23 protein-coding genes are annotated in these 24,074 nt (G+C 59.7%); 7 read left to right on the top strand and 16 right to left on the bottom strand.

From position 1 onward, the window contains the following. Positions 1-118 precede the first annotated feature (118 nt). Positions 119-1,618, top strand: coding sequence for an AMP nucleosidase (gene amn / locus IAI51_RS25310; protein WP_187680961.1), 1,500 nt, complete (start codon positions 119-121; stop codon positions 1,616-1,618). A gap of 70 nt (positions 1,619-1,688) precedes the next feature. Beyond that, positions 1,689-2,324 carry a pseudouridine synthase gene (locus IAI51_RS25305; protein WP_262410383.1) on the top strand — a complete coding sequence of 212 codons (636 nt, stop codon included), beginning with the start codon at positions 1,689-1,691 and terminating at the stop codon, positions 2,322-2,324. Here IAI51_RS25305 and IAI51_RS25300 read toward each other — a convergent pair. Then, positions 2,319-2,528 carry a DUF2788 domain-containing protein gene (locus IAI51_RS25300; protein WP_042561226.1) on the bottom strand — a complete coding sequence of 70 codons (210 nt, stop codon included), beginning with the start codon at positions 2,526-2,528 and terminating at the stop codon, positions 2,319-2,321. The two genes, IAI51_RS25305 and IAI51_RS25300, sit on opposite strands and share 6 nt — an antisense overlap. A 115-nt stretch (positions 2,529-2,643) precedes the next feature. Further along, positions 2,644-3,123, bottom strand: a complete 480-nt coding sequence (locus IAI51_RS25295; protein ID WP_042561225.1) for an Lrp/AsnC family transcriptional regulator — start codon at positions 3,121-3,123, stop codon at positions 2,644-2,646. 455 nt (positions 3,124-3,578) lie between these two features. Between IAI51_RS25295 and IAI51_RS25290 the strand changes: the two genes are divergently transcribed. Further along, complete coding sequence (locus tag IAI51_RS25290) at positions 3,579-4,604, top strand: DUF6515 family protein (RefSeq protein ID WP_187680960.1); 1,026 nt, start codon at positions 3,579-3,581, stop codon at positions 4,602-4,604. Here IAI51_RS25290 and IAI51_RS25285 read toward each other — a convergent pair. Both IAI51_RS25285 and IAI51_RS25280 read right to left on the bottom strand, forming a co-directional pair. Further along, positions 4,598-5,506, bottom strand: a complete 909-nt coding sequence (locus tag IAI51_RS25285; protein WP_187680959.1) for a cation diffusion facilitator family transporter — start codon at positions 5,504-5,506, stop codon at positions 4,598-4,600. The genes IAI51_RS25290 and IAI51_RS25285 overlap by 7 nt on opposite strands. A 15-nt stretch (positions 5,507-5,521) precedes the next feature. Next, a complete protein-coding gene (locus tag IAI51_RS25280; protein WP_187680958.1) occupies positions 5,522-5,941 on the bottom strand; it encodes a polyribonucleotide nucleotidyltransferase in 420 nt (139 codons plus the stop codon). Positions 5,942-6,306: 365 nt separating this feature from the next. Between IAI51_RS25280 and hrpB the strand changes: the two genes are divergently transcribed. Beyond that, a complete protein-coding gene (gene hrpB / locus IAI51_RS25275; protein WP_187680957.1) occupies positions 6,307-8,826 on the top strand; it encodes an ATP-dependent helicase HrpB in 2,520 nt (839 codons plus the stop codon). A gap of 30 nt (positions 8,827-8,856) precedes the next feature. On the opposite strand, the gene IAI51_RS25270 is transcribed toward hrpB, so the two are convergent. The 9 genes from IAI51_RS25270 to IAI51_RS25230 all read right to left on the bottom strand — a co-directional run bounded on the left by IAI51_RS25270 (position 8,857) and on the right by IAI51_RS25230 (position 18,946). Further along, positions 8,857-10,050 carry a hypothetical protein gene (locus tag IAI51_RS25270; protein WP_187680956.1) on the bottom strand — a complete coding sequence of 398 codons (1,194 nt, stop codon included), beginning with the start codon at positions 10,048-10,050 and terminating at the stop codon, positions 8,857-8,859. A 112-nt stretch (positions 10,051-10,162) separates the two neighbouring features. Then, entirely contained in the window at positions 10,163-11,449 is a 1,287-nt protein-coding gene (locus IAI51_RS25265; RefSeq protein WP_187680955.1) for an aminotransferase class V-fold PLP-dependent enzyme, read from the bottom strand. 80 nt (positions 11,450-11,529) lie between these two features. Then, the gene (locus IAI51_RS25260) at positions 11,530-12,426 is read right to left on the bottom strand and encodes an EamA family transporter (protein ID WP_187680954.1); all 897 of its coding nucleotides are present in this window, start codon (positions 12,424-12,426) and stop codon (positions 11,530-11,532) included. Between the two features lie 31 nt (positions 12,427-12,457). Next, on the bottom strand, positions 12,458-13,687 hold the full coding sequence (locus tag IAI51_RS25255) for an acetyl-CoA carboxylase biotin carboxylase subunit family protein (protein WP_187680953.1): 1,230 nt from the start codon (positions 13,685-13,687) through the stop codon (positions 12,458-12,460). A 31-nt stretch (positions 13,688-13,718) separates the two neighbouring features. Continuing rightward, a complete protein-coding gene (locus IAI51_RS25250) occupies positions 13,719-15,050 on the bottom strand; it encodes an acetyl-CoA carboxylase biotin carboxylase subunit family protein (protein WP_187680952.1) in 1,332 nt (443 codons plus the stop codon). A 69-nt stretch (positions 15,051-15,119) separates the two neighbouring features. Beyond that, a complete protein-coding gene (locus tag IAI51_RS25245) occupies positions 15,120-16,460 on the bottom strand; it encodes an acetyl-CoA carboxylase biotin carboxylase subunit family protein (RefSeq protein WP_187680951.1) in 1,341 nt (446 codons plus the stop codon). Positions 16,461-16,475: 15 nt separating this feature from the next. Beyond that, entirely contained in the window at positions 16,476-17,228 is a 753-nt protein-coding gene (locus IAI51_RS25240; RefSeq protein WP_187680950.1) for a hypothetical protein, read from the bottom strand. 63 nt (positions 17,229-17,291) lie between these two features. Continuing rightward, positions 17,292-17,588 (bottom strand): 2Fe-2S iron-sulfur cluster binding domain-containing protein, encoded by a 297-nt coding sequence (locus IAI51_RS25235; protein ID WP_187680949.1) that lies wholly within the window; start codon positions 17,586-17,588, stop codon positions 17,292-17,294. Positions 17,589-17,683: 95 nt separating this feature from the next. Further along, positions 17,684-18,946 carry an MFS transporter gene (locus IAI51_RS25230; protein ID WP_187680948.1) on the bottom strand — a complete coding sequence of 421 codons (1,263 nt, stop codon included), beginning with the start codon at positions 18,944-18,946 and terminating at the stop codon, positions 17,684-17,686. A 148-nt stretch (positions 18,947-19,094) separates the two neighbouring features. Here IAI51_RS25230 and IAI51_RS25225 point away from each other — a divergent pair, with 148 nt between their 5' ends. After that, positions 19,095-19,550, top strand: coding sequence for a winged helix-turn-helix transcriptional regulator (locus IAI51_RS25225; protein WP_187680947.1), 456 nt, complete (start codon positions 19,095-19,097; stop codon positions 19,548-19,550). A 161-nt stretch (positions 19,551-19,711) separates the two neighbouring features. Here IAI51_RS25225 and IAI51_RS25220 read toward each other — a convergent pair whose 3' ends face one another. From IAI51_RS25220 to IAI51_RS25210, 3 genes are all read right to left on the bottom strand, one after another. After that, positions 19,712-20,569: a hypothetical protein gene (locus IAI51_RS25220; RefSeq protein WP_262410382.1), complete on the bottom strand. Its 858-nt coding sequence runs from the start codon at positions 20,567-20,569 to the stop codon at positions 19,712-19,714. Positions 20,570-20,690: 121 nt separating this feature from the next. Further along, positions 20,691-21,770 (bottom strand): endonuclease/exonuclease/phosphatase family protein, encoded by a 1,080-nt coding sequence (locus IAI51_RS25215; RefSeq protein WP_187680946.1) that lies wholly within the window; start codon positions 21,768-21,770, stop codon positions 20,691-20,693. Positions 21,771-21,845: 75 nt separating this feature from the next. Further along, the gene (locus tag IAI51_RS25210; RefSeq protein WP_187680945.1) at positions 21,846-22,520 is read right to left on the bottom strand and encodes a YciC family protein; all 675 of its coding nucleotides are present in this window, start codon (positions 22,518-22,520) and stop codon (positions 21,846-21,848) included. A gap of 177 nt (positions 22,521-22,697) precedes the next feature. Here IAI51_RS25210 and IAI51_RS25205 point away from each other — a divergent pair, with 177 nt between their 5' ends. Next, complete coding sequence (locus IAI51_RS25205; RefSeq protein WP_187680962.1) at positions 22,698-23,441, top strand: DUF2076 domain-containing protein; 744 nt, start codon at positions 22,698-22,700, stop codon at positions 23,439-23,441. 138 nt (positions 23,442-23,579) lie between these two features. Continuing rightward, positions 23,580-24,059, top strand: a complete 480-nt coding sequence (locus tag IAI51_RS25200; protein WP_003228475.1) for an NYN domain-containing protein — start codon at positions 23,580-23,582, stop codon at positions 24,057-24,059. Positions 24,060-24,074 lie beyond the last annotated feature (15 nt).

The following is a 24,074-nucleotide window of genomic DNA, read 5'->3' as shown; positions in this document are numbered from 1 at the left end:
CTGTTTATAAGATCAAAAGATCGCAGCCTTCGGCAGCTCCTACAGGGATTCGCTTTGTCTGAAAGATTGCGCCAGAGCCACAACGCCACTGTTCCCGTGACGCCACGATGCAGGCAAGATGAAGCTCTGCAAGTCAGAACACAGGAAGCTGATCGTGACCGAAGCGTTTATTGTCGTTCAAACCGCCGAACAAGCCGTGGATCGTCTGGCCGAGCTGCATGAGCAGGCCACCACCGCACTGAATTCCGCGCTCAAGCGGTACCTCAAGGATCGCGTCGAGCCCGACGCCGGGCAGCGTGCCCTGTTTCGTTATCCCGAACTGCGTCTGACCTATCACTGTCAGGGCGAAGTCCCGCAGACCACCCGCGCCTACGCCAAGGTGCAACTGCCGGGCACTTACAGCGTCACCGTCACCCATCCGAAAGCATTCCGCAAATACCTGCTGGAACAGCTGGTGCCGTTGATGCACGACTTCACCGTGACTGTTGAAGTCGGCGTCAGTCAGCAAAATATTCCGTACCCGTACGTGGTCGAGCAGGGCGATGAACTGGCCGGTTCCGGCGTCACTGCCGCCGTGCTGGCGCGCGTCTTCCCGAGTACCGACCTGTCCGCCGCCACCGATGGCATTGCCGACGGCCTCTACGATTGGGAAAACACCGATCCGCTGCCACTGGCGCTGTTCGATGCCGCGCGGGTCGACTTCTCGCTGCGTCGTCTGGTGCACTACACCGGCAGCGACTGGCGCCATGTGCAGCCGTGGATTCTGCTGACCAACTATCACCGTTACGTCGACCAGTTCATCGTTCATGGTCTGGAGCAATTGCGCAGCGATCCCCGTTTCGTGCGCATGGTGCTGCCGGGCAACGTGATCATCGAGAAGGGCATGGATCACGGCGAAGCGTCGGCGATTGCCGCCGGTGTGGTCTGGCACCGTTATCAGATGCCGGCCTATCACCTGATCGCCAGCGATGGCCACGGTGTGACGCTGGTGAACATCGGCGTCGGCCCGTCCAACGCCAAGAACATCACCGACCACTTGGCGGTGCTGCGTCCGCATTGCTGGCTGATGATCGGTCACTGCGGCGGCCTGCGTCAGTCGCAAACCATCGGCGACTACGTGCTGGCCCACGCCTATATGCGTCGCGACGGGATTCTCGACCGCGTGGTGCCGCCGAACATTCCTATCCCGGCACTGGCCGAAGTGCAGATGGCGCTGCAACAAGCGGCCGCCAACATCACCGGCGAGAAGGGCGACGACCTCAAAAAACGCCTGCGCACCGGCACCGTGCTGACTTACGACGACCGTAACTGGGAGCTGCGCTGGGCGCAGGAACGTCCGTTGATCAACCTGTCCCGCGCCGTGGCGGTGGACATGGAAAGTGGCACCATTGCAGCGCAAGGTTATCGCCTGCGGGTGCCATACGGCACGTTGCTGTGCGTTTCGGACAAGCCGCTGCACAGCGAAATCAAGCTGCCGGGTTCGGCCAACGCGTTCTACGAGCGTGCGGTCAGCCAGCATTTGAAGATCGGCATCGAAGCGGTGGATCTGCTGCGCACCGAACTCAACTCGCTGCACTCGCGCAAACTGCGCAGCTTCGACGAACCGCCGTTCCGCTGATTTGTTGATGGTCATTTAACGGTCAGGCTACTAGCATTGGCAGCCCTGACCGTTAGATGTTCTTTTCGCCATGTCCCGTCCCCCGCGTCCACCTTCCCGCCGCCCTGGCGCGAAGCCGCAGTCTTCTTCCCCGCGCCGTGTTGCCAAGGCGCCGCCGGCTGAGCCGAAACTGATCCTGTTCAACAAACCGTTCGATGTGCTGACGCAATTCAGCGACGGCGAAGGGCGGGCGACGCTCAAGGATTACATCGACGTGCCCGGTATTTATCCGGCCGGACGCCTTGATCGCGACAGTGAAGGTTTGTTGCTGCTGACCAACGACGGGCAGTTGCAGGCGCGGATTGCCGACCCCAGGCACAAATTGGCCAAGACCTATTGGGTGCAAGTCGAAGGCGAGCCGACGGCCGAGCAGTTGCAGTGTTTGCGTGACGGCGTCGAACTGAATGATGGCATGACCTTGCCCGCCGAAGCTCGGCTACTGGAGGAGCCTGAGTTGTGGCCGCGTAATCCGCCGGTACGCTTTCGCATGACCATACCTACAAGCTGGCTGGAACTGGTGATACGCGAGGGGCGCAACCGTCAGGTGAGACGCATGACGGCTGCGGTAGGCTTGCCGACGTTGCGGCTGGTGCGGGTCAGGATTGGTGACTGGACGATCGAAGGTCTAGATCAGGGCCAGTGGAAAGAAGTGCCGGCGCGCTTATAAAGCGCCGGACTCGATCAGGCCGATCACCACACTCTTGATGATGAACGCGGCCACACCCAGGCCCAGCACGAAGAACAGAATGAGCGAGCCAAAGCGCCCGGCCTTGGATTTTTTCGCCAGATCCCAGACGATGAAACCCATGAAAATGATCAGGATGCTGACCAGGCCAGTCATCATCCATTCTTCAAGTAGTGCAGGATCCATCGGGGTTCTCCGGCGTGGGCGGGGCAGAAAGGGCGGCGGCGATTATACGCCGAGGGGGATTGAGGGCGCATTGACCTGCGTCTTGAATCCACCGCAATCCCCTGTAGGAGCAGTGTTAGCTGCGCAAATGGGTCAGCGGCAATTCGGTGCTGTTGAGCACCTGATTCAGCACAAAACTCGAGCGCACACTGGTCACCCCATCAATCCGTGTCAAATGCCCCAGCAGCAATTTCTGATAGTGATCCATGTCCGGCACCACCACCTTCAACTGATAATCAGCGTCCACGCCGGTTACCAGACTGCACTCCAACACCTGCGGCAACGTACGAATCGCTGCTTCGAAATTTTCAAAACGCTCCGGCGTGTGACGGTCCATGCCAATCAGCACGTACGCGGTCAGGCTCAGCCCGAGCATCTTGCGATCCAGCAACGCCACCTGACGCGAGATGTAGCCGTCGTCTTCCAGTTGCTTGACCCGGCGCGAGCACGGCGAGGGTGACAGACCGATGCGCTCGGCCAGTTCCTGGTTGGAGATGCGGGCGTCGCGCTGCAATTCCGCCAAAATGCTCAGGTCGTAACGGTCGAGTTTGCTCATCAATCAGTCCTTGGTTGTAACTATTGCGGCGGATTATCTATCCAGGGTTAAAAATTGCGCAAGTGGTGTTTATTTAAGCAATCTTCGCAATCCTCTGTCGCGGCCTCAGGCCTATTCTTATCACCAGAATCACTGCTCGGTAACACAGTCCACAGCGGCCCGCCTATCAGGCCCGCCGCGGTCGCCACCCCCACCGGGGATGTGCCGGCCCCCGAGCTGCACACTGTCCAGAAGACGGCGTGAGGTGAGCCGACGTCAAAAGCGTCGAGCCAGGACGAAGTTCTCTAGAAGGGAGGCCGACGGGTCTCCCTTTTTTCTTGCCTGTGATTTTTGTGCAGCCCTCAATAAATAAGTCTCGTGACTGATAACCTGTTGCAGAACCCGGTGTGTACATTCCCGGTCTTAGTGACAAGTCCCCTCTTAATTTCAGGCCCTGAGCCGCAGCGAGGAAAAGCATGAAGTCGCGCATCTGGCGTCTGGCCGGTGTTGGGTTGCTGTGTGTGAGTGTCAGTGCGCAAGCGCTTGCCGATGAGCCGCAGAATCGCGGGCCGGACAATAATGGTCGCGGCCCGGAGCATCAGGGCAACAATCAGGGCCATGGCGGTAACAATCAGCCTCGGCCGCAAAACAATGAAATCATTCGTGGCGACAACAGCCGCCAGTTCGAGCACAACGGCCAGCAGCGCAACGATAATGGCCAGTGGAAGAACCGCGACCAGAACCGTCCAGCCTACAATCCCAACCCGGTTCGCCAGCCGCCGCCACCGCCACAGTTACCGGCCAACAGTCTGCCGATCCAGCCGCGTCCCGACGCCGTGCGCCAGACCCAGGAACCGCGTCAGGGCTACTACCGCGACGAGCGTCCACAGAACGGCTACAACAACCAACATTGGCAGACCGGCAACCGGCCTAACGACAATCGCTGGCCAGGTCGTCCGGGCGGGCATGGCAACGGTTGGGGCCCGGGGCCGCAATATCGGCCGGGGCATGTGATCGACCGTTTCCCGGATCGTGACTATCGCGTGCCGTATCGCGGGCAGGATTACTTCTTCTCTGGCGGCTATTGGTATCGCCCGCAAGGCCCGCGTTACATCGTCGTGCAGCCACCGCGCGGGATTCGTACCCAGTACTTGCCGGATTACGCCCGTGAAGTGTGGGTGGGTGGCGCGTTGCTGTTCCTTGCCGCCGGTTCCTATTACGCCTATCAGGAAGCGACTCAGGACTACGTGGTGGTCGAGCCGCCGGTGCAGCAACAGCCGCAGCCGCAATCACAGGGTTACGATGTCGAGGCTTATCCGGCCAACGGTCAGTCGCCGGAGCAGGTGCAACAGGACGGTTACCAGTGCTATCAGTACGCGGTGCAACAAAGCGGTTTCGATCCGCGCACCGCGACTTACCAACCGGCGCCCGAAGTGGTCCAGGCCTACCGTCAGGCCCAGGGCAATTGCCTGAGCAGTCGCGGTTATCAGGTAAGTTACTGAATCCGGGTTTGCGCCCGTTCAGCCTTGACCACTTCCTGCGGGTCGGCGTGCACCAGCACTTCGGCCCGTGGGTAGGCTTTGTGAATGGCATCCGCCGCCTGATCGCTGATGCCGTGCGCTACTGACAGGGTCAATTCCCCCGGCAATTCCAGATGCAACTGCACGAACCAGTGGTTGCCGGAAATCCGCGTGCGCAAGTCATGCGCTCCCAACACCCCGGGAACGCTGCACGCCAGTTCGAGCATGTGCTGACTGACGTCCGGTGGCAGCTCCTCATCCATCAGCACCGAAAAGCTTTCCCGGGCGATCTGGATCGCGCTCCACAAAATGTAGGCGGCAATCCCCAGGCCGAACCACGCGTCCAATTGTTGCCAGCCGAATCCGGCCAGCACCAGCGCCACCAGAATGCTGCCGTTAAGCAGCAGATCAGAGCGGTAATGCAGCGAGTCGGCGCGTACGGCGTTGGAGCCGGTCTGCTTGACTACCCGGTGCTGCAAGATCAGCAAGGCCACCGTCAGCAGCAGGGAGAAAATGATCACGCCAATGCTGATCCACGGCGCACCGAGCGGTTCAGGTTGCTTGATCCGCTCATAGGCCTGAAACGCGATCAACACCGCACTCCCGCCGATGAACAATGCCTGCGCCATGCCGGCCAGTGATTCCGCTTTGCCGTGGCCATAACGATGATCGTCATCCGCCGGGCGCAGCGCGTAATGCACCGCCAGCAGATTAAGTAACGAAGCAATGCCATCGAGCGCCGAGTCGGTGAGGCCGGCGAGCATGCTCACCGAACCGCTCAGCCACCAGGCGATGGCTTTGGCGATGATCAGCGTACAGGCCACCGCCACCGAGGCGCGGGTCGCCAACCGCAGCAGGCGGGCGTGTTCGGGGCTGGAGGTCATGGGGGCATGGTTTCCTTATGCGGCGGGTTGCAGGCCGAACATCGCCAGTTGTTGAGTGCTGCCCTTGTGCTGGATCAGGCGCGGATCATCCAGCGGCAGATTGCGGCCCAGTTCAGATTCGAGAATAGCCTGCAACTTCAGGTTATCGACCTGACCGTCCGGGCCAATGGCTTGCTTGAGCTTGGCCGGATCGACTTGCGCGGTGTGGCCCGGTTCGAAGTAAATCGCGCCGGTGGCGAAGTCGACTGCAAATGCGATCAGCCCCGGGACGATGTAGAACAGCAGACCCACGGCATCGAGCACGGCAATCGCCGGGTCGATCTTGCCATCGATCTGGCCGCGTCGATCCGGGTAGAAAATCGAGCCGCACGCGGTGATTTGAGTGAGCAGGGTGGCGACCAGTACACCGCCGATCAGGCGAAAGGGTAAACGCATGGGATAGATCTCCTGAGTCATCTAAAAACGAAGCAGCGTTGTGTGGAATTAAGACCCTGACAAACGCCCGGCAGTTCGCCGTTATACTCGCGGCTGGCAGGGCGTGCCCACAGTAAATTGCGGCCTCGTCTCACCCCTACCGAAATACGTTGAGGATTGAAGTTGTTTTCTCCAGATCGACACCGCGTGAAGGCTGATGAATCCTGTCGGGGTTCGGCCCTCCGGGCTAAAGCTGTGAGCGCGCCATGCTGCGTTGCGGGATTTGGCAAGGAAACGACCCTTACCTGCATCCCGCGCCTTGCCTGGCACGCTCACAGCTTTAACGCGACTCGCAATTTACTGTGGGCACGCCCTGGGGAGCCAGTATGAATTCGCTGCCGATCGATGAAGTTTTACCCGCCCTGCGTGAAGCGTTGGCGATACGCCACGAAGCCGTGCTTGAAGCACCGCCCGGCGCCGGTAAAACCACCCGCGTGCCCTTGGCCTTGCTCAACGAAGCATGGCTGAACGGGCAAACCATTCTGATGCTGGAGCCGCGCCGTCTCGCCGCGCGTGCCGCAGCGGAACGACTGGCCAGCGAACTGGGCGAAAAGGTCGGTGAAACCGTTGGCTATCGCATCCGTCTCGACAGCAAGGTCGGCCCCAACACCCGTATCGAAGTGGTCACCGAAGGCATTCTCACCCGCCGTTTGCAGGACGACCCGGCGCTGGAAGGCGTGGGCCTGCTGATCTTCGATGAGTTTCACGAACGCAGCCTCGACGCCGATCTGGCGCTGGCCCTTAGTTTGAACGGTCGCGAGCTGTTTCGAGCTGAACAGCCGCTGAAGATTTTGCTGATGTCGGCCACCCTTGAGGGCGAACGCCTGGCCGGGTTGCTCGACGACGCACCGATTCTGCGCAGCGAAGGACGCATGTATCCAGTGACCATGCGCTGGGGCCGGCCGTTTCAGCCCGGCGAGTACATCGATCAGCGCGTGACCGCCACCATCCTTGAAGCCCTGCACGATGAAACCGGCAGCCTGTTGGTGTTCCTGCCGGGGCAGGTGGAAATCCGTCGCGTCCATCAACAATTGGCCGACGCCATCGGCGAGCGCAGCGACGTGCTGCTCTGCCCGTTGCACGGTGAACTCGATCTCAACGCCCAACGCGCCGCTATCGACCCGGCACCGGCCGGCCAGCGCAAAGTGGTGCTGGCCACCAACATCGCCGAGACCAGTTTGACCATCAACGGCGTGCGCGTGGTGATCGATGCCGGGCTGGCGCGGGTGCCGCGTTTCGATCCGGGCAGCGGCATGACCCGCCTCGACACTCAACGCATTTCCAAGGCCAGCGCCACGCAGCGCGCGGGGCGGGCGGGGCGACTGGAGCCGGGTGTGTGTTATCGGTTGTGGTCGCAGGATCAGCACGAGCAACTGGCCGCTTATGGCAGTGCGGAAATTCTGTCGGCAGATCTGGCCAGCCTGGCGCTGCAATTGGGGCGCTGGGGTGTGACGCCGGGGGAACTGGTCTGGCTCGATGAGCCACCGACAGCGGCTTATGCACAGGCGCAGGATTTGTTGCAGCGTCTTGGTGCGTTGGAAGGCCAGGCGCTGACCTCGCACGGTCAGGCCATGGCCGAATTGCCAGCGCATCCGCGTATCGGCCATTTGTTGCTGCGGGGGCAGGCGTTGGGCTTGGCAAACATGGCGTGCGATGTCGCCGCGTTGCTCGGCGAGCGCGATATCTTGCGCGGCGCCGGGGCGGATTTGCACAGTCGTCTGGTGCTGTTGTCTGGCGAAGAACGCGCGGCACGCGGCGCTCAGGGCGGTGTGCAACGTGCCCGACAACTGGCGCGGCAGTATCGCGGTTACTTACGCGGCAAGGCGAGCGAGCCGGTCAGCGATCCGGATCACCCGCGCTGGCTCGGCGCATTACTGGCGCTGGCCTACCCGGATCGCGTCGCCCAACAACGTCGTGCCGGAGGCGCCGAATACCGACTGGCCAACGGTCGCGCCGCGCTGTTCGCCGAGGCCGACAGCCTGATGAAAGAACCGTGGATCGTCATCGCCGACCTCGGCAGCCGACAGGGTCAGCGCGAAGAACGAATTTATCTGGCGGCGGATTTCGATCCGGCGCTGTTCGATTCGGTGCTCGCCGAGCAGGTACGCAACATCGATCAACTGGATTGGGACGAGCGCGAAGGCGTGTTGCGCGCTGAACGTCAGCGCAAGGTAGGCGAACTGATCCTGAGTCGTGAACCATTGACTGGCCTCGATGAAGCCGCGCGCAGTCAGGCGCTGGTCAATCTGGTGCGGCGCAAAGGCCTGGAGCTGCTGCCGTGGACGGCGGAACTGCGTCAGTGGCAGGCGCGTGTCGCGTTGTTGCGGCAGTTGGAGCTCAATACTCAGGACGAAAGCCAGTGGCCGGATGTAAGCGACGCGACGCTGCTCGACAGCCTCGAGCATTGGTTAATGCCTTACTTGGGCAAAGTCTCACGGCTCAGCCATTTCGCCAATCTCGATCTGTCGAGCATCGTCCGTAATCTACTGCCATGGCCACTGCCGCAAAGGCTCGATGAGCTGGCACCGCATCATCTGAGTGTGCCGTCGGGGTCGTCGATTCGTCTGGATTACAGCGAGTTTCCACCGATTCTAGCGGTGCGTTTACAAGAGTTGTTCGGCCTGGCCGAGACGCCACGAATCGCTGGCGGCCGGCAAGTGGTCAAGTTGCACTTGCTGTCCCCGGCGCGGCGGCCGGTGCAGGTCACACAGGATCTGGCCAACTTCTGGCGCAGCACCTATGCCGAGGTGAAAAAGGATTTGAAGGGGCGGTATCCGAAGCATTACTGGCCGGATGATCCGCTGGTGGCTGAAGCCACGGCGCGGGCGAAGCCCCGGGGAACCTGAACCGGGGCTACGCCAATGCAGAGCGCCGAGTCAGGCGCCCACGGCTGCGGTGCGTGAATGTCCTCGGGCAAAACGCGTCGCCGAGGTCTGCAACAGCAGCGCAACGCTCAATGTCACCAGCAGGAATGGCAGCAGCCAGGCGTTGTTGATCATGGCCAGTTGTAGGCTGAGGATCAGCAGCAGCACCGGCGTCGCCAGGGCATTCGCCCGGCTGACATACAAACCTACCGCCGCCTCGCTGTAGCGGCAGGCGATGGCAACCCGGATATGCACCCGCGCACCACCGAAAGCCATGCCGAGGATCAACAGGCTCAGTGCCTTGAGCAGCAGATTGTCCGGCAGCAGCCACCACATTGATGTGGAGATCAGCGCCAGTGCAATCAGGCCTGACAGATAGGCCATCAGGTTGCGCCCGGTATTGGCGATGATCACCAGCACGCCGATCAGCGCCATGCCCAGGCCGAACACTGCATCGAGCACACCCAGTTCAAACAATGCCCAGCCGTGGCTCGCCACATACACCGGCAGCATAAAGTTGAATGCCCCCAGGATCGGCCAGATCAATACCATCGGCACAAACAGCGTCAGCGGCAGCCTGGCGGGCTCGGCTACTTCGGCAGTCGCCTCTACCACCGTCGGCAGACTGTCGCGGGTGAAGCAAATTGCCGCGACCATAAAGAAGCCGGCACTGAGTACGATCGAGAAGCCCATGCCGGGAAGAATCGGCATCAAACCTGCCGCCAGCAATGGGCCGATCATCAGCGCGGCCTGACTGGTGGCCGTGGTTGCACCGCTGATGCGTCGCACTTTGGTTTCGTCCATACCCCGTTGAATCTGGGTGAACCACATGTCCAGGCTGGCTTCGAGCGACATGACCATCAGCCAGGCAAACAGGTTGGTGATCAGCAGGCCGATGGTGAAGTCTCGGGACACGCCCGATATCAGCGCGATACCCGCCAGCCCCAGTACAAACCAACTGCTCATCTGCCGACCGTTCATTCGCAGCGACAGGCGCTTGATCATTGCCGGCGTGATGAACGCCGGAATGAACGAGCAGAAAATCGCCAACGCCAGGGGCAGATATCCGCCTTCTTCCTGATTGAGGATGGTCCAGGTCAGCGAGACCATCAGCGCACCGGAAAACAACCGATAAACCGTCGAGCAAAACAGGAACATGGCCAACTCTTTTGCAGCTTTTTGGGTGACGGCGTTTTTTTTATTCATTTAATCGATCCTTGCCCTTGAGTACGCGGCGATTGTTCAACTGGAAGGCGGACACCAGCCACCGCACCGGCATTGAGCAAGTGCAGGGAACTGAAGTCGATTCGGGCGGGTGTCAGACCAGCGTGCGCATCACTTTGAGTGTCTTTTCGATGTCTTCGGGCGAGTTGATGATCCCGGCGGAGAAGCGCACCGTCGAGTGCCGATAAGGCGTGGCGCTGGCAATGATTTTTTGCTCTTTGAGCCTGGCGACAATCTCTTTGGGGGCGCGGTCTTTGACATCACAGCAGACAAACCCGGCGGAGAACTGTGCAGCCTGCGGTGTGTGCAAATACACGTTGGGCAGCTTCGCCAGACCTTCCTTCAGTTGGCCATTGAGTTCAGCGATGCGGTCGGCGATGCGCTTGCGGCCGATCTGCTGGATGAACTTGAATGCCTCGATCATGGCCCACTGGTTTTCGAACGCGAGGAATCCACCGGGGCTGACCCAGGCTGCCTGCGTCTCGCCCTGTGGGTCGCGCTGTTGGCGCCAGGCGTTGGCGGGCTCGGCGGCCATGATGGTGGGAATGGTCGGCGTGATGTGTGCCCACTGACCTTCACGGGCCCAGACCAGCCCGGTACCGTGCGGGCCGAGGATCCATTTGTGCGTGCCGGCGCTGAAAAAGTCGCAACCCAGACTCGCCACTTGAGCCTCGGAACAGCCGAAGCCATGCACGCCGTCGATCACGTAGATGATTCTGTCCGTTTCGGAGCGATCGCGATTGACCCGCGCCACCAGTGCGCCGATTTCTCGCGCCGGCAACCGCACGCCGGTCCCCGAATGCACCCAGGTCATGGCAAGAATGCGGGTTGTCGGTTTGATGGCTTTTTCAATGCGCGCGACGATGGCGTCGACACTGACATCGTCCGGCCCTTCGTACAGGTCGATCCGGCGAATGCTGCCGCCCCACTTGACGACCGCCAGACGCATCGCTTCGTCATGGGTGTACCACTCGTGGTTGGTCGTCAGGATTTCCTGGTGGGGTGCCAGTTTCAGGCCGTTGTAGACCATGGACAGGCCCTGCGTGGTGCTGGTCGTCAGCGCGATATCCTCGGCGCGTCCACCGGTGTAGTCGGCAGCCGCAGCGCAGACTTTGCGCCAGACCATGTCCTCTGGTCTGGCGAACATGTTGTCTTCGAGGAAGGTGTACGGATTTTCGTCGAACGCCTGTCGATGGCGCGCCATCGCGTCGCGCACGGGCTTGGGGTTTGAGGCGAGAAAGAAGTTGGAAATATGCACAAATTCCGGCGACAGATTGAACTGCGCCCGCACGGATGCCCAATCATTGGGATCCAGTGCTTTTACCAAGTCATCCTGAACAGGCGTGTTACCCGCCTGTGCGCCCGCTACACCTGCAATCATGCTGCCTCCAACCAGGGTCGCACCAACTGCGGCCCCCACGAATTCACGTCTTCCCAGACTCATACCAATTCCCTGTTGATTCATATTGAAGTGCGCGCAGGACGCGCAAACATAGCATTGAAAATTCGCTGTCCATAGAGGCCGACGGCCAATCCGAGCACGATCAGCACCACCGCCAGTACCTTGGTCGCCGGCACGCTTTCGTGAAAGATCAACACCGAACCGAGCATGCCGAAAATCGGCACCAGCAACGACAGTGGCGCGACCGTCGAAACCGGATAGGTCTTGAGCAGCGAGTTCCAGATCCAGTAGGCGAACAGCGTGTTCGGGTAAACCTGAAACAGGATCGACAGCACGGCAGTGGTATCCACTTGATTGACGAACGTGGTGTAGCCAGCGCTACCGTTCACCGCGTAGTCGAGTGCGAATAACGGGATCGGTGCAAAGGCGCTGGACCAGACCAGAAATCCGAAGACTTCCTTGGTGCTAGCCTTCTTGTTGATGATATTGGCGACGCTCCATGAGACCGCGCCCACCAGCACCAGCAGCACACCGGGCAGGCTGACCGAACCATCGCTGATCATGATGATGCACAACAATCCACCGAGTGCGATCAGCATGCCCAGTACCTGAAAGCGCGTCAGGGCTTCCTTGAACACCCAGCCGCCCAGCACAATCGTGAAAAACGCGCTGAATTGCAGCACCAGCGATGCGATGCCTGCCGAGAGCCCGGCCTTGATGCCCAGGTTGACGATGCCCCACAAGCCGATGCCGAACACCAGTCCGTAACCGATGATGTAGCGCCATGGCACATTCGGTTTGCGGATGAAAAAGATCGCTGGTAACGCACAAAGACTGAAGCGGATGCCCGCCAGAATAAACGGGTCTACAGTGGCCAATCCCAGTTTGATGACCGAGAAGTTGACACCCCATATCGCCGTGATCAGTACAGCCAATACTACGTGCAGTGGTTTCATTGCTGAGTCGCCTTCATGAGGGTGGGCTGTGTCACGCGACGGATGTCAGGTTTTCGGCCAGGCGCACCCTGGAAAACAGGGTTTGCATCCAGGCCTTGGTTTGTTGCGGTTCTGCGGTTTTGATGATGCCTGCCAAGGGCGCCTCGAAAGCCGAGTAGGTCACGTGGCCCGGCAACAGCGCGCCTGGTTGCAACTCGTTCCACTGCACGACGAATGGGTTTGAGCGCAATTCATCCGCGCCGTCGAGTCCCTGATAGATGCGCTCGCGGTGAGTGTGCCCGGGGAACACAAACCAGCCGAAGCCCAGGCTTGGCTGCTGTTGTGTGAGTGGTGCGATATCTACTTCGCCCTCTACGTGGATGCGCAGCTCCAGCGATGGCAGGTGGATGCCGGTGGCCAACTCGTAAGTCGCGACCACATCGGCGCCGCCGACCCGGTTGCCGACTTCGAGGAACACTGGCTCGTCATCTTCCATGATGGCTTCCAGATGGAATGCGCCATTGCGGATTTGCACGGCTTCCAGCGCAGCACTGACCCATGCCTGCATCGGCGCGGTGGTTTCCAGGTGCCAAGAGCCCAGCGGATGACCGCGCTCCATGTAGTCCAGACAAGTGCCGACGTATTGGCTGGAGAGCATGGTGAGGATTCGACCGTTCTGGACCAGGCCGTCGAAATGGCGGATGGGGCCGCTGATAAATTCTTCAACCTGAAACTCATCGATGCACAGGGACAGTTCGCTGATCTTGCGAGTGATCTCGTCAAAGGCGCGCACAGGCTGCTGGTGAATGCTGACGTCCATGCTCGATGCACCGCTGTGTGGCTTGAGCACGGTCGCGCCATGCCAAGGCACATGGCCCTGAAGTGCCAGATAGCGCTTAAGCGCCATGAAGCGCGGCACGCGCAGTTGCCGCGCTTCAACGGCGGCCTTCATGTCTAGCTTGTTGCGTGCCAGATTCACCGCCGCCACCGAAGCGCCTTCGACGTTCAGCACTTCGCGCAGGTGTGCCGCGTCGAGCAGTTCGTACTCGGACATCGAGATGATCCGGTCAAAATGCTGCGGGAACTGCGCCAGCCACTGTTGCGCTTCATCGTAGGCGCTCCCTACGCCCGGCCGAGTCACTCTGTGGCAGCGCAGTTCGGCCGGCAGCGTATCGATAGCCGCTTGTTTGCCCAGGTAGGTGACATCGTGCAGATCATGATCGATGCCACGGTGGTACTCGATGCGCGGGTAGGGCACCCGGTGAAGAATAAGAATTTTCATGCAAACGGTCTCGAAGCGAAAAAGACAGGGATCAGGACGCAACCTTGAGCAGAAACTCGGACGACAGGTTGCGCTCCAGCACTAGCAACCACTGCTCGCGCAGCACGCGCACCAGATCGCGGATATCGACTGACGGGTCATGCAGTGCGATGCAGGCCTGGGCGACGAAGTCGCTGTTGTCGCGTGGGATTGCATGGATCAGCCTTGCCTCACCTGCGATCCATGCGCTTTCGAGGAGGGCAATATCTTCCTTGGTCAGCCCCAGTTTCTGTGCCGCCAGTGCCAGCGTGTCGTGGACCAGCGCTTCTATGTCGCCCAGTTCAGCCACGTTGATCGTCACATCGCGCGGCACACCGAACATCACCGTCGCGGCGCTGCAGGTGGCAGCTGGCAGTGCATCCGGCACGGGTCCCGCGAAGACCGAGTCAACCCATGCCGCGTAGAGGTCAAGCCCATGTACGGCGTGTGCCAGCGTCCAGATCTTCATGCCGCCGGGACGCCGGTTCGGCTCGATCACCCCCGTCTGGTAGCCGCTGTCGCTGAGTTTGATCTCGTTGTGGAACGGCCCGATACGCTGGCCGACCAACCGATTGACCTGCTCGCCAGCATTGCGAATGGCCAGTCGTTCTTGCTCACTGAGGCGCGCCGGCAGAATCTGCGCCACCTCAACCGGGTAGCGCCCACTGGCGCTGACTTTCTCGGTGATAAACCACAGTTTCCCCAGACCGTCATAGGAGTACTCGCGGGTGAACGTGATGAACGCTTCGGCCAGCACGCCGCCATCCAGATAAGGCGCCACTTCGGCAAACGCCTGCTCACAGTCGCCTCCCGGTGATACCACTACCACGCCGCGATTGTTGCCCTCGCAAGCAGGCTTGATCACGAAACTGCCTTCCTGGCGCACGGCAAAGTTGCGCACATCGTTCAAGCCGTCGATCCGCACAAAGTCCGGCAACATGACCCCCAACGGGTTCAGTTGCGCACGGATGCGGTCTTCGGCGATGCGGTACGCCAGCTTGTCAAAGGCCCCAAGTGCCAGTGCTGCATCGTCAACCGGCAGCCCGAGGCGCTCCAGCAGCGCTGCACCACTGGCCACCGCATTGTCGGAAAAGACCATGCCTGCGCTGACCTGGGCCGCGTCATCGCCCAACTGATCGAGCACTTGGCTGACGAAGTCGGGGTGCAGAGGATCGGCATCGATCACGCGATCGCTGATGTTCTGGTCATGGTCCTGAGGGTTGGCCCTGACCAGCCAGGTCTGTGCGCCCCATTGCTGGCGCGCATAGTCACGCAGGTGCAGCACATCGCTGATCCGGCTCAGGTTGTAATCCACAATTAGTAATACAGGCGCTCGCAACGGCATGTTTCTTGATCCTCATCCGTGGGGTTGGTCATCGGCAGCAGTTGTACTCAGGCGAATGCCCGGTTTTTTTTATTGGCTGTCGACCTGATAGCGGATATCCAGCGCCGTGGCGCTGATGCTGACCAGGCGCTCTAGTTCGGCTGTCCGGTTGGCACGGTCGAACGTCCACAACAATTGCCCGAGGAACACTTCACGGGCGTGTGCGGGAATCACATCGCCTGCTTTCAACAGGATGTGCTGCACGACCGGGTCGAGCGGCAACTCGTTGAGCGTCACTGAGCTCAGCGTTCCCGGTTTGGCGAAATACACCCGAAAAAATGTGGCCACGGACTGTTCGCTGATGCCATCCGCATGCCATTCAAGCTCTGTCAGACGCTGGACAAGATCCTCGCGTGGCCGGGCTTCGTCCTGACTGGCGAGCAGCAGATCGATCCACAGTGAAAGCATGCTGTGACCGTTGGTAACCGCCTCGACGCTGTGCGAGATCAGGCTGCCGCCGACGCGCGGGTTGATTTCGATCAGGTCCCAGTGCTGCCCGGTGAAGCGCGCCTCCACGTGGTAGCACCCCCACTTGAGTTCCATGCATCCCAGTACATTTTTCAGCCATTGCAGGCCCGCAGCGATTTGCGTCTGGTCGAGGCTGACCGGTGGCGTGGTGCAACTGTCTTCAAGCACCGTGGCGGCGGTCTCGGTCACTTCGTATTTCTCATGGATGGCCACCACATGCGCCTGACCATCGACCAGCAGGGTTTCGAAACTGAATTCATTGCCGGCGATGTAGTCCTCCGCCATGAACGTCAGTCCGTCGTTGAACGCCGAGGCATAGACTGTGTCTTCGGCGGAGGCCAGACGCAGGCTCTCAAGGGCATTCCACGTAGTGTCTTTGCGCATGGGAAAGGCTGCGTAGGAGGCAATCCCATGAATCGGTTTGATGAAATAACGCTGATCTTGCGCCTTGAGTCTTTCCAGTACGGGCTCGGTCAGTGCGTAGGCGTTCGCGTGCGACAAGCCCGCTTCGGCCAGTCGGTTGCGTACATTGAGCTTGTTGCGCAGCGCCAGTGCCTGGCCTGCGTCGATGTCATAAGTGCCAAGTGAGGCGTTGGCCGACGCCATCAGGTGGCGATAGCCTTCCCACACACTGATGCAGCAGGTGACCTGTTCGCCGGACTTGCGCAGCGTCTCAAGGGCAATCTGCACATCCTCCAGCTTCAACTGGTGGGAATCAGCGGTGTAGAGCCGGTCCGCCCAGGCATGAATCTGCTCCAGGCGGGCCGGTACATGTTCCGGAAGCGGCAATGAAGAGAGCACGAAACACCGAAGCTGCCGTCGATGAATCTCCTGCTTGAGGTCTTCCAGGAAAGAAAAGCCGCAGTGGCTCAGGATCAGAACACCGGGTCGATTTGAATTCATTGCCTGCTCCATGGCTTAAGCTGCCTTGTCTTGCGGCTTGGCCAGGGTGTTGATGTACAGCTCGCTGAAATACATCGCGAGGATCTTCTGATGCTCCTCGAGGTAGCGTTTCAATGCCGCGATGTCTTGCTCGCCCTTGATCAGGAAACGCAGTGCCGCCCAGACTTCACCCGGGTGGTCATCATTGATGTCGGTGTGCGAGTGGGAAACCTGACCCACAATCTTGGTCTCGCCAACCGAAGTCTTGAGTGCTTCGAGCTTGCGCGGCTCGAGCTTCACGTTGACGTACTCGACCAGGTAGGAATAGGCGATTACGCCAAGCGGGCCTTCATGGTCCAGCAGGTACGAGAAGAAACCGGCCAGCAGTTTGGTCGACAGGTACGGTTCGGTGGCGAGGAATTCCTCACGGCTGACGCCGACGCGCTTCAGGTCATCGATGAACAGCTCGTCATGGAGCATTTCTTCCTGCTCGTAGTGCGCCCAGATCTGCGCTGCCGCCGGACTGACCTTGGCCACTTCGACCAGCGCCTTGGATTCGGCAACCCGCAGCAGACGGATACGCCATGCGGTTTCGATCAGATGGCGCTTGTAGTACTCACTGTTAACGTCCTTGCCTTCCAGGTGAGCAGCCTGAGGTACGGTTGCATACCATTGCTCAACTTGCACGTCGATGATCTTGTCTATCTCTGCGCGCAGATTTACCGAGCCGGCGGCGTTGAGGAACGGGGTGGTATCACCATAGCCAACATTCTTTACACGGTTAAGCATGAGCAAGTCCTTTTTTTTGGTTTGTTTGAATTGCTTTAATTACAACCACACTTCATTTGCAACTTAGCCAATAACATCAATGGCCACTTCACCTCTTAACAGGCATTGACAGGCCAGCCGGTACTCTTCGCCGCTGTAACCCAATACCTCGATAAAAGCTTCTTCATCGTCATCACGAGGATTCAAAGCCTCGAGACCCGATGTAACTTTGATCAGGCAGGCGCCGCACGCGCCTACACGACAACCCAGCGGGATAACGTTCTTGCCCCCGGCTTCATACTCGATATCGGTGAACGGGGAATTGGTCGGTAATACAAACTCGAGTTGATGCGAAGTAACTGTCAGTGTGTGCAGTGCCATACATGCCTCATGTCATTATTAAAATTTGTGTGGCAGGCACACAGTTTCACGCCAAAGCCATACGGCGCTGGAAAGAAGTTTGGGCAATCAGGAAGTTAGCGGGACGTCAACTCCAGGTATAACCAGTACAACAGTGCTATCCCACTGAAGGCGGCGCCCAACAGGCAAACGGCAACCCAGCCAAAGTGAGCGTAAGTGTAAGTTGCAGCAATAGCGCCGACACCACTGCCTACCGAGTAGAAGCACATGTAGGCACCCACCAGCCGGCTTTGCGCGTCGGGCCGTGCGGCGAAGATCAGGCTTTGGTTGGTCACATGCACCGCTTGCACGGCAAAGTCCAGCAGTACCACGCCTACCACCATGGCCAGCAATGAGCTTTCAACAAACGCGGTGGGCAGCCAGGACACGGTCAATAGCGCCAGCGCAATGCCTGTCGTGCGATTGCCGAAACCCTGGTCGGCCAGTCGCCCGGCCCTCGCAGCGGCCAGCGCACCCGCTACCCCGGCCAGGCCGAACAGGCCAATCTGGGTGTGTGACAGCGACAGTGGCGGTGCGCTTAACGGCAATACCATTGCGGTCCACAGTACGCTGAATGAGGCGAATATCAGCAGGGCGAAGGTGCCCCGCACGCGCAGCGTCCGTTCGGTGAGATACAACTGGAAGACCGAGCGCAGCAACTGCAAGTAACTGCCTTTGGCGGGCGGCGTGGTCGATGCTGGCATTGTGCGGTGCAGCACCAGCGCCATGCCGATCATCAACGCTGCCGAGACGAAATAGACGCCGCGCCATCCGGCCAGATCGGCCACCGCGCCCGATACGAAGCGCGCAAGCAGAATGCCCAGGACGACGCCACTGGTCACGGTGCCGATGGCTTCGCCGCGCTGCTCGGGGCTTGCCAGTGTCGCCGTGTAGGCGACCACCACCTGTACGACCACCGCCATCAGGCCGACAAGCACCATCGCACCGAGCAACATGCCCCAATCCTGCGCCAGCCCAACCGCACACAACGCCACGGCCGACAGCAGCATCTGCGTCAGGATCAGTCGCTTGCGATTGAGCAGGTCCCCCAGTGGGACGATGAACAACAGGCCCACCGCATAGCCGGCCTGAGTCGCGGTGACCACCACGCCGATGGTGCCGGGCGACACTGACAGGCTGGCGGCCATCGACTCCAGCAGTGGTTGTGCGAAGTAGACGTTAGCCACAGCCATGGCGCAGGTGATAGCGAAGAGAAATGTCTGGTAACGACTTAAACCGCTGGTGGTTGCACGTCCCAGAGGCGCCTGAGCGGTGCCGCCGCCGGCTGATTTTTCGGCTTCGATGTCCATTTTCGAAGGCTTTTGAGGGTTCAACGTCATCATTCCATCCTTGGGAATCTGGTTTCTAAAGAAAACCGATGCGTTGATTTTTATCAAAACTGGTTTTAATCTACAACTAGTTTTACAAAATATTTTCTTCTGACGTTAGAACCTTTCTAACGCGCTCTTTCCTCAAAATTGGAGACTCATGGCCAGACAGCTGCTACTGGCACAAAGCGAATGCCCCGTGGCCCGCACGCTCGAGGCTATCGGCGATCGTTGGGTGTTGATGATCATCCGGGACGCCTTCGATGATGTGCGTCGCTTCAGCGAATTCCAGAAACGTCTCGGCCTGGCGAAAAACATCCTCACGGTGAAACTCAAGAAACTGGTCGAACTGGGCGTGTTCGAGGTGCAGCCGGCGTCAGATGGCACCGCGTACAAGGAATACGTGCTGACCGAGATGGGGCGCTCGGTGTTTCCCATCGTGATCAGCATGCGCCAGTGGGGCGAGCGCTTCCTGTTCAGCAAGGGTGAGAGTTACTCGGTGTTGCTGGACAACGAACAGTCGGAGCCCGTCGAGACCATTGCGGTGCGTTCCAAAGCAGGCAAGGTGTTGGGTCCGGCGGATTGCCACCGGCGTGTCGTCAAGCGTCGCAGTTGACTGCCGCCATGGCGTGGGTTTTTCAGTCGCCGGCCTTGGCGGTCAGCAACATACGCCCCCCCGCCGGATAGCTGCCTGGCACTGAACCGCAACATGCGCATAACTTGTGGAAGCAGGCTTGCTCCCACAAGTTATGCGTTACGGGCTGCCAGCGGTGCAATTTACTGAAGCGAGAAGACTGTTTTGACCCAACCCGGCAGCGTGTACTTTTCATAGATCTGCACAGGGACGTCCACATACGGATCGGTGATGAAACGCTCCGGAATGACCGGGCAAGCCTCATCAATGACCAAAATGTTCGCCGGATTGTAGAAGTCATAGGCAACAACGTTTTTGTTGGTCGTGATGACTTTTTTTCGCGAGGCCATGGCTTCGAAAAAACGGAAGCTCAAACCGGCCTGGCCGGGTTTGGAAATGTCCAGAATGATCCTCGAGCGTTTGACCAGTTCCCCCACGGATTCCAGCGACATCCTCCGCTCGAAGAAAGTGATGCCGGGATGGGCGCCCGGGATCGGTTTGCTCTGAACCAGAAACTTGTAATCGGTAACGCCGAGCCGATCAAATTCCCGCGCCAGGCCTTCGAGCGCCGGCACGCGGTCCTTGCCGGCCATCACTACGAAAGCCGAGTATTCGCACGGTTCACCGTCTGCCACGTAGTCTTCATAGATAAAGTTGTAGAGCTTTTTCAGCCCGTAACTCTCGGAATTCTGCGGGTCGAATGAAAACACCTCGTCATAATCTGCCAGTTCTTCCCGGGTCATCGGCCAGCGACTGAAACTGTCGTAAAGGTAGGCGATCTTGCGATCGGAAGCCTTGAGTCCAGCCGCCAATTGCTGTGGGTCGATTTGCGCCGGATTAATGATAAGGGCAGCATCAAACCGCCCTGCCGCCCGAAGGGTCTTTTTCACATGCCGCCATTGGGCCCAGCGTTTCAGCGGACGTCGAATGATCTTCGGGGCTCGATCAAACCTGTCCGACATCGACGAGGTATCGATGAAGCACACGTCGTTATCGATCATCAAATGCTCAGCCAGTTTGCGTGCGTAGCCGCCGATGTCCTTGCATACAAGTAAGATTTTCATGGGTCTTCCGTGCGTTTGATTCGAATGCCCGAGCATCGTTCGTGGCGTAGAGTTGTTGCTACGGCGCAACCGGCAGCAGGAACCGCGCAATGACCGGCAAGTGATCGGAAATCCGAAGCGTATCGTCCTGGCGCACCACCGCTTCGACCCGTTTGATCTTCGGGCTGTAAAACAGATAGTCGACCGTGCGATCCGGACCATTGAGGCCGGGGTCGTTGGGGTAGTGGGTCAGCCACTGCGCGCGGTCGATGCCGCTGGCCTCGTTGTTGGTCGGGATCATCGGGTACTTGTCCCACAACAGATGCAATTCGCTGTCGGCGGAGTAGGCCGTGCGCTGCTCGGCTGGCAAACGGCGATATTGACCGAGCGGCAGCAGATTGAAATCGCCGCCGATCAACCACGGCAGGCCTTGGCTTTCGTACTTATCGAGCACCTTGGCCACCGCCGTCACTTGCGCCTGCAAAGTCTCATCCGGTTGGCTGGCGCGCTCCAGATGCGTGTTGAACACGGTCAGTTGCCCGCCATCGCTCAGCGGCAGCTTCGTCGCGAGCAGGGCGTCTTTGGGCTGGAACTGGCGGCTGATGAAGTTGCTCGAAGCGACCGGTAATTGCAGGCGCTCGGCGTGTTCGATGCGATAACGGCTCAGCGTCGCCAGTTGCCGGCCAACGCTGCCGAAGATGTGCGGTTCAGGAATGAAATCGGCTTTCCAGTCAAACGCGCTGGCGCTGCACGGGTACAGATCGGCGACCCGTTCCTGCAGCAATTTGAGCTGACTTTGATAGTCACTGGCCTTGGCCCCTTCATCCAGTTCCTGCAACAGCACCACGTCGGGCTGTTCATCGCGAATTACCCGCGCCACTTCATCGAGACTGAAGGCCATGTCTTCCAACGTCGGCGCTTCATCGTCGCCCCCGGCCAGGTCATTCCAGAACACATAACGCTTGCCGGCCAGGTACTGCACGTTCCAGGTCATGACTTTCAGTGCCTGCCCGGGCACCAGCGTCGGCGCGGTTGCGGTGCAACTGACCGGCAGGGTTTCACGGGGTTCGGGACGCCAGGTCAAGCTGAACATCAGCCCGCCAATCACGGCGATGGCGAGCACAACGAGCAACAGGGTGTAGCGCAGTAGACGGGTCATGGCTCGGCTTTTAGCGTTACAGAAAGTGGCCCCGAGCATACCTGAGGGCGAGTCTTAAACCTAAGGCCAGAGCAGTCAGACCGCTCTGTCTCTTTTGTCAGGCAATTCGCTGATCAGCATGAACAGACGGAACAGCACAACGCTGGTGAACAGTTGCAGGAAGCCGTGAGCGCTGTCGATCAACACGGTGATGGCCGTGTTCTGCGGTTCTGGATAGACCGCCAGCGTTGCACCTTTGAGCAACCACAACGGCGTCATCACGCAAAGAATGCACAGCAGAATCCGCCAGAAATGCCCGCGTGTCAGACGCAGGCTTTCCTTCATGGCATGCAGCGGATTGAGGCCGCGCAGCACCAGCAGATATTCGCCGAACGCCAGCATCACCATCAGCATCAGGCCCGGCAGAAAATACAACGACAGTCCCAGCAGGATCAGCAACGTGTTGAGCGCCGTGAGCAGGGCGAAACGCGGCCACAACCGTGCGGCCATCGCCAGCAGGTCAAGATTGCGCGGGGCTTCGCCACGGGTGCGGGCGTCGAGAAACAGAATCAGTGCGGCGGTGTACAGCGGATAGATCAGCAGGCCGACAATGATGCTGGACGCCGAAAAACTGTCCGGGTCGCTGGCGTGATCCACCACTTGTTGCAACAGCGCTTCGACGATCACCAGCGGCAGGCACAACTGCACGATGCTGACCAAATGGCGTTTGAAAAAATACAGAGAGTCGCGCAGCACTTCGAAGGCATTCATCAGTCGGTATCGCAGGTCGAAAACAGTGGCTCACTTTAACCGATGATGCGCGGGCGGACACAAACGTAAACATTCGGTAAAGGTCGTTGAAACATCCTGTCACTGTCTCCATTACGGGAGAGCACCTTGTCCAAAGTGGGCGAGGGCACGTTATCCCCGGCAATCTACGAGGTCGCCATGAACAGCGAAGAACAAACCCTGATCGATGGACTGTTTTCCCGGCTGCAACAGGCCGAAACGGAGGCAGCCCCGCGCGATGCCCAGGCCGAGGCGCAGATCAAGGAACACCTGACACGCCAGCCGGCGGCAGGTTATTTCATGACCCAGGCGATTCTGGTGCAAGAGGCGGCGCTCAAAAGCCTCGACGAGCAGAACAAACAGTTGACCCAGCAAGTCCAGCGTTTGCAGGCCGAGCTGCAATCGACCAAGGCGCAGAGTGCTGCGCCGGCACCCAGCGGTAGCAGTGGGTTTCTGTCGAGCATCTTTGGCGGCGGCAGTTCGCGTCCTGCGCCAACACAGAGTGCCCCGGCATCGACGGGCGGCTGGCGCGAACCGGCACCGCAGCAGAACTTCAACGCTCCCGCGCCACAACAGAACTTCGGCGCACCGCCGCCCAACTACGCGCAACAGGCTGCTCCGGCGGCGGGCAGCAGTTTCCTCGGTGGCGCGCTGAAAACTGCCGCTGGTGTGGCGGGTGGCGTGATGCTGGCGCAGGGGATCAGCAGCCTGTTCCATCACAATCAGCAACCGGAAGAGATTGTTGAAGTGATCAAGGAAGAACCGGCGCAGGTTGCAGACCAGAGCAACAGCGGCTGGGGCGATGACCAGCGCATGGCCGGCAACGACCAGAGCGGCTTTACTGATACCGACTACAGCGATGACAACTCATCGTTCTTCAATGACGACGATTCCTTCGTCTGATTCACCATTCGTCCGGAGCCTGTGAGGGCTCCGGGCCGATTATTCGCGGAACCTTCCTTCGGGCTGGCATACTGAGCGCCTTTTTCGGGCCTGGCGCCTGATCCCGCTTCGTGCGCTCGCGCGCTCACAGGAACTCCGGTGAAAAAAATCGCAGTGTTCGCCGACGTGCAGAACCTCTACTACACCGTGCGTCAGGCCTATGGTTGCCACTTCAACTACGCCGCGCTGTGGGCCGACATCAGCAAGGACGGGCAGATCGTCGAGGCCTACGCCTACGCCATCGACCGTGGTGACAGCAAACAGCAGCAGTTCCAGCAGATCCTGCGCAACCTCGGCTTCACCGTGAAGCTCAAGCCATACATCCAGCGCAGCGACGGCTCGGCCAAGGGCGACTGGGACGTGGGCATCACCCTCGACATCATGGACGCCGCCGACCACGTTGACGAAATCGTCCTGGCCTCCGGTGATGGCGATTTCGACATGCTGCTCGAACGCATCATCAACAAGCACGGCGTGCAAGCGGTGGCCTATGGCGTCCCGGGCCTGACCGCCAACTCGCTGATCCGCGCTGCCAGCCGCTACGTGCCGATCGAAGGCGCGCTGCTTCTGAAGAATTGAGCGGCTACTGAAGAA

It is taken from the genome of Pseudomonas sp. N40(2020) (assembly GCF_014472415.1).
Taxonomy (GTDB): domain Bacteria; phylum Pseudomonadota; class Gammaproteobacteria; order Pseudomonadales; family Pseudomonadaceae; genus Aquipseudomonas.
This window is presented reverse-complemented; position numbering and strand designations above follow the sequence as displayed.